Origin of the sequence: Candidatus Aalborgicola defluviihabitans (genome assembly GCF_016705985.1) — a bacterium.
In the GTDB taxonomy this organism is placed as follows: Bacteria; Pseudomonadota; Gammaproteobacteria; order Burkholderiales; family Burkholderiaceae_C; genus Allorhodoferax; species Allorhodoferax defluviihabitans.
The window spans coordinates 399,494-412,993 of the sequence record NZ_JADJKN010000002.1 but is presented as its reverse complement, the minus strand read 5'-3'; the positions used below and the strand labels follow the sequence as shown (position 1 = coordinate 412,993).

The window sequence follows — 13,500 nt, the reverse complement described above, 5'->3', positions numbered from 1 at the left end:
CCGTACCAAGGAAAAAGAACAGGCAGAATTGTCCCATGCCGCAAAGTTCCGCTCACAGCCCTACCACCAAGCCCAGCGGCAAGGTCGAAAAGAGCCCCACGCAGAAGGCGTTGGAGAAGCTGGGGCTCAAACGCGACATCGATTTGGCCCTGCACCTGCCCCTGCGTTACGAGGACGAAACCCGCATTACCAAGCTGGACGAGGCGCGCGAGGGCGATCATCTGCAGATCGAAGGTGCGGTCACGGCCTGCGAGGTCAGCTATCGTCCGCGCAGACAACTCATTGTCACGGTGAACGACGGCACCGACACCTGCACGTTGCGGTTCTTCAACTTTTACCCGTCACAGCAAAAAGCGCTGGCCGTGGGTAACCGCATCCGGGCCCGGGGCGAGGTCAAAGGCGGTTTTATAGGCTGGACTATGTTGCACCCGGCCTTTCGCGCTGCGGGCGGTGACTTGCCCACGGCGCTCACGCCCATCTATCCAACGGTGGCAGGCCTGTCGCAGCCGGTGTTGCGCAAGGCGGTGCAGGCCGGGCTGGCCCGAGCCGAGCTTTCCGATACCTTTGCACCCGGTGATTTGGATACGATTAGCAGTCATATTGGGCATCAGCCCTTGTGGACACTACGTCAGGCACTATCATTTTTGCACCACCCCACGCCGGATGTGTCGTTGGAAACGTTGTCGGATCACAGCCATCCGGCCTGGCAGCGCCTCAAGGCAGAAGAGTTGCTGGCGCAGCAGTTGTCGCAATTGCAGTCGCGTCGCGAACGTGCCCGGTTGCGCGCCCCGCGGTTGACCATGCTGGCCGATGAGCCCCAGGAAGGGGATTCTGAGCCCATCACGCCGGTGCTGCTGCCGCTCTACACCGAGTTGCTGGCGAAGCTGCCGTTTGCGTTGACCGCTGCACAGCAGCGCGTCTGTGCCGAGGTGGCCCGTGATCTGGCCCGCCCGGTACCCATGCACCGTTTGCTGCAGGGCGATGTGGGTTCAGGCAAGACCGTGGTGGCAGCGCTGGCGGCCACCATCTGCATTGACACCGGCTGGCAATGTGCGCTGATGGCTCCCACCGAAATTTTGGCTGAGCAGCACTTCCGCAAACTGCTGAGCTGGCTCGAACCCCTGGGTGTGACCACCGCCTGGCTTACCGGGAACCAAAAGGCCAAAGAGCGCCGCGAGGCGCTGGCCATGATTGAGAGCGGCGAGGCACAACTGGTGGTGGGCACCCATGCCGTGATTCAGGACAAGGTTCACTTCAACAACCTGGCCTTGGCCATCATCGACGAGCAGCACCGCTTTGGCGTAGCCCAGCGCCTGGCCTTGCGCAACAAGCTCCAGCACGATGGCATGGAGCCGCACATGCTGATGATGACGGCTACGCCCATTCCGCGCACGCTGGCCATGAGCTATTACGCCGATCTGGATGTGTCCACCATTGATGAGTTGCCGCCGGGGCGCACGCCCATCATCACCAAGGTGGTGCACGACAGCCGCCGCGATGAGGTGGTGGAGCGCATCCGTGGCCAAATTTCCCAAGGCCGTCAGGTCTATTGGGTGTGTCCGCTGATCGAGGAAAGCGAGGCGTTGGACCTGACCAATGCCACCGAAACCCATGCGGGTCTGAGCGCCGCGTTGCAGGGCGAGTGCGTGCCCGGTGGTGAAGCGGCGCAGGTTGGTTTGCTGCACTCTCGCATGCCTGCCGACCAGAAGAAGGCCGTTATGGCTGCTTTCAAGGACGGGCATATGGCGGTTCTGGTCAGTACTACGGTGATTGAGGTGGGGGTGGACGTGCCCAATGCCTCGTTGATGGTGATCGAACACGCAGAGCGATTTGGCTTGTCGCAGTTGCACCAGTTGCGTGGCCGGGTGGGGCGCGGTTCGTCAGCCTCGGCCTGTGTGCTGCTCTATTCCACGGGCGACGCACCTCGGCTGGGCGAGATAGCCCGCGCCCGCCTCAAGGCGATGGTGGAGACACATGACGGTTTCGAGATTGCCCGGCGCGACCTCGACATTCGCGGCCCCGGAGAGTTTCTGGGGTCGCGTCAATCGGGTGAAGCCATGCTGCGTTTTGCCGACTTGAACCGCGACACTGTGCTGCTCGACTGGGCGCGGCGCGAAGCCCCCATGTTGTTGGACCAGCACCCGGTATTGGCAGCGCGCCATGTGGCGCGCTGGTTGGGTGGAAAATCGGAGTTTTTAAAGGCCTGAACGCAATGGATATGTCCGGATTTTTCCTGCTTCTGTGGTGGAACCTGGTTGTTGCCATGGCGTCGGGTGCGTGCATCTATTTGGTCATGGAGTACCAAGCCAGCGACCCTAAGGTGAAACTATGACATTGACCGAGCTGAAATACATTGTGGCCGTCGCACGGGAGCGGCATTTTGGCAAGGCTGCCGAGGCCTGTTATGTGTCGCAGCCCACTTTGTCGGTGGCGGTCAAGAAGCTCGAAGAAGAGCTGGAAGTCAAGCTGTTCGAGCGCAGTGCCAACGAGGTGACCGTCACCCCGCTGGGTGAGGAAATTGTGCGGCAGGCGCAAAGCGTGCTGGAGCAGGCCGCCAACATCAAGGACATTGCCAAGCGTGGAAAGGACCCGCTGGCTGGCCCGCTCAAGCTGGGCGTGATCTACACCATTGCCCCCTACTTGCTGCCAGATTTGGTGCGCCAGGTCATCCAGCGCACACCGCAGATGCCGCTGGTGCTACAGGAGAACTTCACCGTCAAGTTGCTGGAAATGTTGCGTACCGGCGAGATTGACTGCGCCATACTGGCCGAGCCGTTTCCCGATACGGGTTTGGCCTCTGCCCCGCTATATGACGAGCCATTTCTTGCTGCCGTGCCCATGAACCATGCGTTGGCATCCCAGGCCAGCGTGTCCACCGAGGCGCTCAAAAAAGAAACCATGCTGCTGCTGGGCAATGGCCACTGCTTCCGGGACCATGTTCTTGAAGTTTGCCCAGAGTTCGCCCGTTTTTCCAGCGATACGGAGGGTATTCGCAAGAGTTTTGAGGGCTCATCCCTGGAAACCATCAAACACATGGTGGCCGCCGGCATGGGCATTACCCTGGTACCACGCCTGAGCGTGCCGACCGGCGCCTTGGTCGCCAAAACCCGGCGCCACGCTGACTCCCTGGTCAAATACCTGCCGGTGCAGGACGGACCTGAGAGTGATCCGCCGTCGCGTCGGGTGGCGCTGGTCTGGCGGCGCAGCTTTACCCGTTACGAGGCAATTGCCGCTTTGCGCAATGCTATCTACGCCTGCGAATTGCCTGGCGTGCACCGGTTGTCGTGATGAATTGCCTTCATGCCCTCTAATTACCTTCTTAGTACGCTATAAAAATAATAGTATTCATGTGAACAACAAGATCCCACTCTATCTTGACCTGATTCGATGGAATCGTCCCGCTGGCTGGCTGCTGCTGCTGTGGCCCACGCTCAGTGCATTGTGGTTGGCGGCAGGCGGTTTTCCTGGCTGGCATTTGTTACTGGTCTTTACCATCGGCACCATTCTCATGCGCAGCGCTGGCTGCTGCATCAATGACGTGGCCGACCGGGAGTTCGACAAGCACGTCAAGCGCACCGCCCAACGCCCCGTGACCAGCGGTGCCTTGCCGGTGCGTGAAGCATTGGTGGTAGGCGCTGGCCTGGCCCTGTTGGCGTTTTTGCTGGTATTGACTACCAATACCCTGACGGTAGGCTGGTCGTTTGCGGCCTTGGGCGTGACGCTGCTCTATCCCTATGCCAAACGCTTTGTCTCCATGCCGCAGGCGATATTGGGCGTGGCGTTCAGCTTTGGTATTCCCATGGCGTACGCTGCCATTCGCAATGAGATTCCGGTAGAGGCCTGGTTGTTGGTGGTGGGTAATCTGTTTTGGGTGCTGGCCTATGACACGGAATACGCCATGGTTGACCGCGACGATGATCTGCGCATCGGCATGAAAACGTCGGCCATTACCCTGGGGCAATGGGATGTTGCAGCCGTCATGCTTTTTTACGGTCTGTATTTGGCGATCTGGAGCGTTGTGGTTGGCTCCAACGTTGCCTCGGTCTGGTGGTGGCTGGCGGTGTGCATTGCGGCAGTACAGGTGCTGTGGCACTTCCTGCTGATTCGCCAACGCCAGCGGGATGGCTGCTTCAAGGCCTTTCGGCTAAACCACTGGGTGGGTGCAGCATTATTTTTAGGGGTCGTGCTGGCAGCCGCACGCCCCTAAGTGAAGGGGCTTATTTTTTCAGGCAATCGCTCATGAATTTCTTGCGCTCATCACCCTTCATACCCTTGGCGTCGGTGTTGCAGGATTTCATTTTTCCCTGCTGTGTGGCGGGTGCTGCTGGTTTGGCGCTGAGACACTCTTTCATAAAGGCCTTGCGTTCATCACCCTTTTTGTCGCTGGCTTCCTTGTTGCACGAACCCATTTTGGATTGCTGTGCGGTTTTGCCATCCGCAGCATGGGCTGCGCCAAACGACAGGAACAGGCCCATAGCTACCACGGTGAACAGTTTTTGCATTGTCAGTCCTATCAAGTGAGTGGCAGCGTGCTGCCGTTGTGGAAATATCGCCAAAGGATTCAAACATACAACCTAGAAAATGGCAACGTGCAGCAGCAAACCCTACAGCAATCCCTACAGCAATCCTTCGTTCTTGGTAGGCAACTGTATAGAATCAGCGTGAGAAGTCCTGCCCATGGCCAACTACGATCCTCCTTCCAACATCCCCAGCGACACCGATCTTGCCGGCATTGCCCAGGCGACTTCAGCGCGCACCAATGTGGTGCGGGCTGTGCTGTTTGCCGATGTGGTGGGCAGCACCCGACTCTACGAGACCTTCGGCGATGACCAGGCCAAGCAGATGATCGACGAATGCCTCGTGGCCCTGACGGCCGTGGTCTTGCAGTACGGTGGGCGGGTCGTCAAAACCATTGGCGACGAGATCATGTGCGTCCTGCCCAGTGCCGACAACGGCTGCCTGGCCGCCACCGACATGCACCAAAAGATCGTGGCCCTGCCCATGGTGTCAGGCGTCAAGCGCAGTGTGCGCATCGGGTTCCACTACGGCGCGGTGATCGAAGAGAACAACGACGTGTTTGGTGACACGGTCAATCTGGCGGCCCGCATGGCTGGCCTGGCCAAGGGCATGCAGATCATCACAACCGGCACCACCGTGACCGGCCTGTCACCCATGCTGCAATTGTCCACCCGCAGCATTGCGGCTCTGTCCATCAAGGGCAAGGGTGACGAGGTGGATGTGCGTGAAGTGATTTGGCAAGGCGGCGAGGAGCTGACCATGACGACAGCGTCTATCGCGGTCACGACCAAGCCTGTAACCCTGTACCTGGAACACGGTACCCAAACCTGGGAGCTGGACCGCGACGGCATCGTGATTGGTCGGGATGCCCAGTGCAATATTGTCATTGCGGACCGCAATGCGTCGCGTCAGCACGCCCGCATTGAACGCCGCCGTGATAAATTCTTTTTGGTTGACCAAAGCACCAATGGCACTTTCGTAGCGTTCGCCAACGCGCCTGAGGTGGTGTTGCGCCGCGAAGAACTAATGCTTCGTGGCAGTGGTCGTATCGGTTTTGGGCATTCCGTGGAGTTGCCTGATACCGAGACGGTGGCGTTTACGCTGCGCGGTTAGACCGATTTCCCCTGCAGCAACTTGCCGCGTGCACCGGTGGCATTTTGCAGACCGGCTGGTGGCAAAGTGTCGAACCGGGCGCGAACCGCCGCATCGGCACAGCTTGCGGAAAAGCTCACTTTGACCGTGGTGCCACTGGCCCCGGCCAGTGCAAAGCAGTTTTGCCCCAGTTTGGTGTTCAGTGGCTTGAGAACGGCGTCGTTGATCAGATCGCTGGCATTGCCATCGGCCAGTTGCAACTGGTAGGTGCCGGTATCGCCCACCGGCTGCGCGTCCAGCACCTGGCGGAACCCCTGCAGCTCACGCAACAGTGCTTTGGAGGTGGCCGCATCGGGCAGGCCGGCAATGCTGAGCGTGACCTTTTGTGCGCTGTAGTTGAAATGCTCCAGAAAGAAATTTTTGGAGAACTCGTCGCCGACCAGTTTGCCGATTTCGGCCAGTGCCTGATCCTCAGAGGCCCAACTTTTGCCCGTTGGGTTGACCGTGTTGAGGTACACCTCTTCGCCACTAGCCTTGTCGATGGCCTTGATGGTCCAGGAGGTTAGCGCCGTCTTGGTGATGGTCAGGCCTGATGCCGGCAACTTGGCGGACAGCAATTTGACTTTGACTTCGCCCTGGATCTGGAAGTCTGAGGGCTGCGCCTTGCTGCCAGCGGGCAGTTCACCGTCAGCTGACCACACCCGAAACCCAAAGGACTTGATGCGTTCCTTGAGAACGTTTTCGGCCAGCATGGAGCGCTCAGTTGGCAAGGCTTGTGTGGTATCCGCGTTGCGGATGGACATCTGGATGGAGACCTTTGGGTCACCATTGTTGCGAATGAACTCGATGCGTTCTTCCTTGGATAACTGGTTGAGTGACTTCTGCACATCGCGCACCTTGACTACCGCGCGGGCCTCAGTCTCCAGCAAGCCATCCTTGCCGGTGGTGCCAGCGCCTTCCTGGATCATGGTCTTGATGAAGGCGCCAGGTTGGGACAGCAGCTTGCGGTCCAGCACGGCGTAATTCTTGTTGAGTGAATCCTTTTCCACATACAACGCCACGGCTTTTTCAACGAGTTGACGCATGGCATCGGCACGGGATTCTGCCTGGGCCGATGCGGCGTCGCCATTGAAGCGGGACTCCTTGGGATCCACCAAGCCCAAGGCGCTGATGACCATAGTGCCCTGTTCCAGCGTGGGTTCTACAGCTGGCGTGGCAGCTACAGGGGGCGCAATCGCTGCCGTATTGACGGAAGCGGCGTCGACCGGTGCCTGCGCCTGCACTGCGGTTGGCGGGTTGGTCATGCCACCATACATGTAGTAGTAGCTTCCGCCCCCCAACACTGCGGCACCGACCAAGACGGCGGCCACCATGGCACCGTTGGATTTGTGTTGGGTGTCACCGGTGGGCACTGCAGCAGCGGCGGGTGTTGATGTTGGTTTTAGCGCAGGAGTATCAGTCGGCTTCTCCGCAGTAGCCGCAACAGCGGGCGATGCCGCTGCCATTGGGCTGGGCGTTGACGGCATGCTCGGCAAGGTTTGGTCCGGGTCGGCAGCAGCCTGGTTCGCCGCGGCACTCAGCGTAGTGTGGATCGCCTGCGCTAATTCCTGGGCTGTCTGGTAGCGGTCATCCGGGTTCTTGGCCATGGCCCGCTTCACTACCTGATCAAACGCCGCCGGCAGAGCGACGTTGAGCAGCGAGGGCGCTAATGGCTCCTCGTGCAGCACCTTGAACATGATGGTGGTGGAGTTGCCGGTAAATGGCTTTTCGCCGGTGAGGAACTGATACAGGATGACGCCACAGGAAAAAATGTCGCTGCGTCCATCCACTGGCTGGCCCATAAACTGTTCGGGCGACATGTAGGCCGGCGTGCCCATCACGGTGCCCACTTGGGTCAGCTCCGATTTCTCGACCCGCGCAATACCGAAGTCTGCCACCTTGATTTTGCCGTTGTCCAGCACGATCAGGTTGGCTGGTTTCATGTCGCGGTGCACGACGCCATGGGCATGGGCGTGTCCCAGGGCGTCCAGAATTTCGGCCATCAGGCGTTCGACATCTTTGAGCGCAAAGCGTTCGTTGGCTTCAAAGAAATCGCGCAATTCCCGGCCCTTGACAAACTCCATTGCGATGTAGGCCACACGCTGGCGTTCCTGGCCAGCACCAACGCCTGCCACCATGGTATGGTCTTCGTCGGCAATCTCTTCTCCGTAGTCGTATACCGCCACAATGCCGGGGTGGTTCAGGCGTCCGGCGGCCTGGGCTTCGCGCTTGAAACGCGCCAAAACCTTGGTCGCCTCTTCGCCATCCAGCTGCTGCGGCAAGATGGTTTTAATGGCGACTGTGCGTTCGATGACGGGATCGAAGCCCTCGTACACCACGCCCATAGCGCCCTTGCCGAGTTCCCGGCGGATAACGTATTTACCCAGACGAGTGATCATGACTTGAGCGCCGACGGGCCGCCCCAAGGCGCGAGGGCCCCCGTGGGGGGCAGCGAAGTACACGTAGTGACGAGCGTGGGGGTCATATTTATTTGTACTTGGAATCAATATCCCAGACCAGGGTCTGCACCAGGCGCTGCACCATGGTGTCCAGGCCCACGCCACCTTTGGCACTTTCGGACGAGCCCAAAACACTGGTGCTGGTGGCTCCGACTTCCATCTTGAGATCTTTGTAGCCTTGGGCCACTTGTTCGGTAGTGTTCGCGTCCATGATCTTGTAGCGCATGCCGATCAGCCAGACGCCGGTGCTGTCGCCGGTTTGCACCGACCCGGCCACCGTGCCAGCGGCATGTCCGGCCATGCTGCCGCCGCCAAAGATATTCAGCAGGCTGCCAACGGCGCGGCCATCAAAGCCTTTCTTGTTTTCGGCAATCTGTTCGGCCTTGAGAATGTCGAACTTCACCACCCACTTGGTGGTCTTGAGCTTGCCCATCTGCATGGTCTTGCGCGCGGCATTGGGGTCACCGAGGTTGTAGGCCAGTGAAATCTCGTTGAGCAACGGGCCGATGTTGGTGCGCTCCAGCACAGGAAAATTGGCCTGCGACAGTTCCAGTTCGGCAAAGTCAGCAATGTTGTTTGGCAGGAAGCGCTGGGTGAAGCTGGCGTTGCTACTCTTGATTTCACCGGGAATCACGATCAGGGCTGGTCCGCGTTTGTTCTTGTTGGTGTATTCCACTTCTCTGTAAGCCGCAGCGTCTGCGGCAGCGTTGGCCTGGTCTGAGGTGGAGGTACCGGCCGTGGGAGACGGATTGCCAAAACTGGGTTGTGCCTGGACAGAGCTGCCCAGGGCGGCCAGTGTCAAAAGTGCACCGGCGGCACCGGTCTTGAATGCACGGAAATATTGGCTCATCGTCTTGTTCTCCATAAAAATTGAATCAGGCCACGGCGGGCGCCGGACCGCCTATTTGGTCGTGGCCACGCGGCAATAGTCACTGTACAACTGCGCAACGACTTCGTCGGCCTTCTCGTTCACCAGTGTCAAGGCCATGCCCGTGGTGTCCACGCCAGAATAGCTTGCGTTTTCGGCGTTGGCCTGCGACAGGATGCGACCGCTGGCATCCGTCAACGTGAACTGCATGCGGATCGACACCTGGTTGACCCGCACGATGGTGTTGTAACCCGCTTCGGTGGTGATAAGTCCGCGCAAAATGTACTGGGCTGCCAAACGTTTTGAGGCGCTGAGGGCTTTGTCAGGGTCGTTCTTGAAGTAGGCGTCAATCTCGGCCTGCGCCACTTGCGCCTTGATTTGAGATTGGGTGATGGTCTTAAGGCCCAAGCCCTGCAGGCGCGCGTTGAGCGCGTCAAAGTGGCTGCTGTAGCGGGACTGGTTGGTTTGTAGCATGCCATCTTGGCTCTCGCCGATCAGAACCATGATCTTCTGGTTTTTGATCTTGGCTTTGCATGGTGTGGACAACAGGACCTGTACACGGGCTTGTTGTTCGGCCTCGCGCGCCTGATCGTCGTTGTCGGCGTTGGAGAACTTGAAACCTTGTGCGAAGGCGCCCCCGCACAGGGTCGCGCTGGTAAGCAAGACGATCAGTGCGGAATGGCGCATACGTTGGAATTCCGGAAAGGGGACTCGCGTTGATGGGATGAGACAACCCACTGACCCATTTCACAAGGTGGTGCAGCCTCGACTTTCGGGGCATTATAGGCACCACTTTTTACCAACTGCAACACTTGGTAACACTCTCAACTCAGACAGAGTCTTGTGGTGTTCTTCACTTCTTCCATCACCGCGTAGGTGCGTGTCTCTCGCACGCCGGGCAATTGCCATAGCACGGTGCCGGCAAACTCGCGGTAGGCCCCCATGTCGGCCATACGGGTTTTGAGCAGGTAGTCAAAGCCTCCGGCGACCATGTGGCATTCCGTGATTTCAGGGCGTACTTGTACGGCGGCCTTGAAGGCTTCAAACACATTGGGCGTGGTGCGGTCCAGCAGCACTTCCACAAACACCATCATCCCGGCGCCCAGTTTCAGCGGATTGAGCCGCGCTTCGTAACCCAGGATGTAGCCGTCTTTGGTGAGTCGCTGCACCCTGGCCAAAACAGCTGTGGGAGATAACGCGACGGACTCCGCCAGCTTCAGGTTGGAGATGCGACCATCGTCCTGCAGGCAGTTGAGGATCTTGATGTCAATGCGGTCGAGGTCGGTGGTAAGGGTCATTGAGTCAATAGTTAGGCGTGTTCGAGTATTTAACTATGCAAATATAAAAATATGGTGAGAAATTAATCATCAATTAGAAGACTATAGCGACTTAGTCAGTTTCGGCCGCATTTCACGGGAGACTGTCCAGCATTTCCACGACAACGCCAAAATAACACCGGAGACCACCATGCCCGTCGCGCAAATTTTGCCTTTCCCTTATCGCCCCGAAGCGGAGGTGGTGGCCCGCAATCTGCAAAGCGTGAGCCAATCGCTCGACTGGGCAGCCGCTGCCCGCGCCGCCACACCGTGGGTGCAGGCCGTACGCGACAACCCACCACCGTTCTGGGCCATGGAAAGCTTGCTGAAGGAGTACCCCATCTCCAGCGCAGAGGGCCTGGCCTTGATGCGACTGGCCGAGGCCCTGTTGCGCGTGCCCGATGCGGAAACAGCCATTGCGCTGACTGCCGACCAGCTGGGCCGTGCCGACTTTGATGGATCGGGTGACAAGGTACTGGCGCGCCTGTCGAGTACCGCCATTGCCATGAGCAAACACTTTCTGCCCGACCCGCAAACCGGTGCCAGCCCGGGCGAGCCCGGTCTCATGGGCAAGCTGGGTGCCCGCACCGTGGTGGCCGCCACTCTGCGCGCAGTGCAACTGTTGGGCCGCCAGTTTGTGCTCGGCCAGACCATGAAAGAAGCCCAGCACGAAGCCGACATCGCACGCAAGCGCATCGGGGTGCGCTTTTCCTACGACATGCTGGGTGAAGGTGCCCGCACTGACGCCGATGCGCTACGTTATCTGCAAAGCTACAGCGATGCGATTGATTCAATAGCCGCTCGCGCCGACAAGGCAGGGGCTCTGGAGGTAAATGATGGTATCTCCATCAAACTCAGTGCACTGCATCCGCGTTATGAAGATGCCCAAAGTCAGCGCGTCATGGACGAACTGATGCCTCGCGTCTGGGGCCTGTGCCAGCGCGCCGCAGCTGCCAACATCAACCTCACCATCGACGCCGAAGAGGTGGACCGTTTGGAGCTATCGTTACAGGTGCTAGAAGAGCTTATCGGCCTGGTGGCCCAGCACTGTCCGCAGTGGCGCGGCTTGGGTCTGGCCATGCAGTCGTATCAGACACGCGCATTCGAGCTGATCGAGCACATCACCAGGCTTTCGCGCCAGTACAAAGTGCGTCTTATGTGTCGCTTGGTCAAGGGTGCCTATTGGGATGCCGAGATCAAGCGTGCTCAGGAACTGGGCCTGCCGCACTATCCGGTGTTCACGCACAAACACCACACGGATGTGTCCTACCTGTCTTGTGCCAGTGCGCTGCTGGATGCCCCCGACGCCATCTACCCGCAATTTGCCACGCACAACGCAGCGACCATCGCCGCCATCCTGCAAATGGGTGCCAAGACCGGAGCGCCGTTCGAATTGCAGCGCCTGCACGGCATGGGCGAGGGCGTATACCGTGAGGTGCTGAAGAACCCGTTGGTGTCCTGCCGTGTGTACGCACCGGTGGGGGCGCACCGCGACCTGCTGGCCTACCTGGTGCGCCGATTGTTGGAGAACGGTGCCAACTCGTCTTTTGTGCACCAGTTGGCAGATGAGTCGGTGGGCATGCAAGACCTGTTGATCTCCCCGCTGCGCCTGGAGCCACACCCCAGCCTGCCACTGCCGCCCGACTTGTTTGGCACGCACCCCGGCGCCCGCAAGAACAGCACCGGACTGGACCTGACCGTGCCCAGCATGCGCGAGCCGTTGATGGCTGCGTTGACCAGCACGTTCGTGCCCGTGGTGCCCGAGTTTGACCCTCAGCGTACACCCGAGGTGTTTGCCCGCTCTGCTGCCAGCCAAAAAGCCTGGAGCCACACCCCGGTGGAACAACGTGCCGCCATCCTGCGTCGCGCGGCCGACACCCTACTGGATCAAACGCCCATGTTCTGCGCCTTACTGGTCAAAGAGGCCCACAAGACCTGGGGCGACGCGGTGAGCGAGGTGCGTGAAGCCGTGGACTTTTTGCGCTACTACGCCGATGAGGCCCAGCGCATCATGCAGCCGTTGGCCATGCCGGCAGTGCACGGCGTGCCGCCATCTCTGGCTGCCCACAGTTTTGGCGTGACCGGCGAGTCCAACACCCTGCAACTCACCGCGCGCGGCGTGTGGGTGTGCATTAGCCCGTGGAACTTCCCGTTGGCCATCTTTGTGGGTCAAGTTGCCGCCGTTTTGGCCACCGGCAACGCCGTGCTGGCCAAGCCTGCCGAGCAGACCCCCGGCGTGGCCCAGGTGGCGGTGCAACTGCTGCATGCCGCCGGCGTGCCCGTGGATGGACTGCAACTATTGCACGGCGCGGGCGAGACTGTGGGTGCGGCGTTGGTGGCGCAACCCGGGGTAGCCGGAGTAGTGTTTACCGGTTCCACCCAGGTGGCCAAGATCATCAATCGCGCCCTGGCCGCCAATGACGGCGCCATCGTGCCGCTGATTGCAGAAACCGGCGGCATCAATGCCATGCTGGTTGATTCAAGCGCTCTGCCTGAACAAGTGGTGGACGCCGTGGTGCAAAGCGCCTTCCGTTCGGCTGGCCAGCGCTGCTCGGCCCTGCGCTTGCTGTGCCTGCATTCGGGCATAGCCGACAGCGTGATTCACATGCTGCAAGGTGCGGCCAAGGAACTGGTGGTGGGGGACACGTCCGACATCGCCACCGACGTGGGCTCGGTGATTGATGCCGAGGCGTTTGATGGCATTCAAGCACACATCCGGCGCCTGCATACTGAGTCAAAAGTGCTTATAGCCCTCGCCGATACTACACAAGTAGCTACCAAAAAAATAGCAAATCTGATTGCACCCCATGCCTTTGAGGTGGCGAGTATTGCCGATGTCAATGCCGAAATCTTTGGCCCGGTGCTGCAAGTGGTGCGCTGGAGCGGCGATCCAGCCGATGTCATAGCCCAGATCAACGCGCTGGGTTATGGCCTTACGTTGGGCATCCAGACCCGCATTGACAGTCGCGCCCAGGCCCTGGCCCATGCTGCCCACGTAGGCAATGTGTACGTCAACCGCAACATGATCGGCGCGGTGGTCGGTGTGCAAGCCTTTGGTGGTGAAGGCCTGTCTGGCACCGGCCCCAAAGCCGGCGGCCCACACTACCTGTACCGCTTCTGTGCCGAGCAGAGCATCACCGTGAACACGACGGCAGCCGGGGGTAATGCGGCGTTGCTGTCCAGCATGCACTGAGCGGATCCACGGGCA

General features: G+C 59.7%; 10 protein-coding genes. 5 read left to right on the top strand and 5 right to left on the bottom strand.

Features of this window, described 5'->3' with window-relative positions; genetic code table 11:
* Window positions 1-35 precede the first annotated feature (35 nt).
* The 3 genes from recG (at window position 36) to ubiA (ending at window position 4,207) form a co-directional block, all read left to right on the top strand.
* A complete protein-coding gene (gene recG, locus IPI80_RS02345; RefSeq protein WP_413856777.1) occupies window positions 36-2,207 on the top strand; it encodes an ATP-dependent DNA helicase RecG in 2,172 nt (723 codons plus the stop codon).
* A gap of 121 nt (window positions 2,208-2,328) precedes the next feature.
* Window positions 2,329-3,288 carry a LysR substrate-binding domain-containing protein gene (locus IPI80_RS02340; protein WP_413856775.1) on the top strand — a complete coding sequence of 320 codons (960 nt, stop codon included), beginning with the start codon at window positions 2,329-2,331 and terminating at the stop codon, window positions 3,286-3,288.
* 61 nt (window positions 3,289-3,349) lie between these two features.
* Complete coding sequence (gene ubiA, locus IPI80_RS02335) at window positions 3,350-4,207, top strand: 4-hydroxybenzoate octaprenyltransferase (protein WP_413856773.1); 858 nt, start codon at window positions 3,350-3,352, stop codon at window positions 4,205-4,207.
* A 10-nt stretch (window positions 4,208-4,217) separates the two neighbouring features.
* On the opposite strand, the gene IPI80_RS02330 is transcribed toward ubiA, so the two are convergent.
* Window positions 4,218-4,502 carry a PsiF family protein gene (locus IPI80_RS02330; RefSeq protein ID WP_413856771.1) on the bottom strand — a complete coding sequence of 95 codons (285 nt, stop codon included), beginning with the start codon at window positions 4,500-4,502 and terminating at the stop codon, window positions 4,218-4,220.
* Window positions 4,503-4,677: 175 nt separating this feature from the next.
* Here IPI80_RS02330 and IPI80_RS02325 point away from each other — a divergent pair, with 175 nt between their 5' ends.
* Window positions 4,678-5,631, top strand: a complete 954-nt coding sequence (locus tag IPI80_RS02325) for an adenylate/guanylate cyclase domain-containing protein (RefSeq protein WP_413856769.1) — start codon at window positions 4,678-4,680, stop codon at window positions 5,629-5,631.
* On the opposite strand, the gene IPI80_RS02320 is transcribed toward IPI80_RS02325, so the two are convergent.
* The 4 genes from IPI80_RS02320 to IPI80_RS02305 form a co-directional block, all read right to left on the bottom strand.
* Complete coding sequence (locus tag IPI80_RS02320) at window positions 5,628-8,048, bottom strand: serine/threonine protein kinase (RefSeq protein WP_413856767.1); 2,421 nt, start codon at window positions 8,046-8,048, stop codon at window positions 5,628-5,630. The genes IPI80_RS02325 and IPI80_RS02320 overlap by 4 nt on opposite strands.
* Window positions 8,049-8,136: 88 nt before the next feature.
* A complete protein-coding gene (locus IPI80_RS02315; RefSeq protein ID WP_413856765.1) occupies window positions 8,137-8,958 on the bottom strand; it encodes a hypothetical protein in 822 nt (273 codons plus the stop codon).
* A 51-nt stretch (window positions 8,959-9,009) separates the two neighbouring features.
* Window positions 9,010-9,663 (bottom strand): hypothetical protein, encoded by a 654-nt coding sequence (locus IPI80_RS02310; protein ID WP_413856763.1) that lies wholly within the window; start codon window positions 9,661-9,663, stop codon window positions 9,010-9,012.
* A 137-nt stretch (window positions 9,664-9,800) separates the two neighbouring features.
* The gene (locus tag IPI80_RS02305; protein WP_413856761.1) at window positions 9,801-10,274 is read right to left on the bottom strand and encodes an Lrp/AsnC ligand binding domain-containing protein; all 474 of its coding nucleotides are present in this window, start codon (window positions 10,272-10,274) and stop codon (window positions 9,801-9,803) included.
* A gap of 169 nt (window positions 10,275-10,443) precedes the next feature.
* Here IPI80_RS02305 and IPI80_RS02300 point away from each other — a divergent pair, with 169 nt between their 5' ends.
* Window positions 10,444-13,485: an L-glutamate gamma-semialdehyde dehydrogenase gene (locus IPI80_RS02300; RefSeq protein ID WP_413856759.1), complete on the top strand. Its 3,042-nt coding sequence runs from the start codon at window positions 10,444-10,446 to the stop codon at window positions 13,483-13,485.
* Window positions 13,486-13,500 lie beyond the last annotated feature (15 nt).

Coding starts and splice junctions, on each gene's coding strand:
- IPI80_RS02330 (WP_413856771.1), bottom strand. CDS start 4,502: ATGCAAAAACTGTTCACCGTGGTAGCTATGGGCCTGTTCCTGTCGTTT.
- IPI80_RS02340 (WP_413856775.1), top strand. CDS start 2,329: ATGACATTGACCGAGCTGAAATACATTGTGGCCGTCGCACGGGAGCGG.
- IPI80_RS02320 (WP_413856767.1), bottom strand. CDS start 8,048: ATGATCACTCGTCTGGGTAAATACGTTATCCGCCGGGAACTCGGCAAG.
- IPI80_RS02315 (WP_413856765.1), bottom strand. CDS start 8,958: ATGAGCCAATATTTCCGTGCATTCAAGACCGGTGCCGCCGGTGCACTT.
- IPI80_RS02300 (WP_413856759.1), top strand. CDS start 10,444: ATGCCCGTCGCGCAAATTTTGCCTTTCCCTTATCGCCCCGAAGCGGAG.
- IPI80_RS02305 (WP_413856761.1), bottom strand. CDS start 10,274: ATGACCCTTACCACCGACCTCGACCGCATTGACATCAAGATCCTCAAC.
- IPI80_RS02310 (WP_413856763.1), bottom strand. CDS start 9,663: ATGCGCCATTCCGCACTGATCGTCTTGCTTACCAGCGCGACCCTGTGC.
- recG (WP_413856777.1), top strand. CDS start 36: ATGCCGCAAAGTTCCGCTCACAGCCCTACCACCAAGCCCAGCGGCAAG.
- IPI80_RS02325 (WP_413856769.1), top strand. CDS start 4,678: ATGGCCAACTACGATCCTCCTTCCAACATCCCCAGCGACACCGATCTT.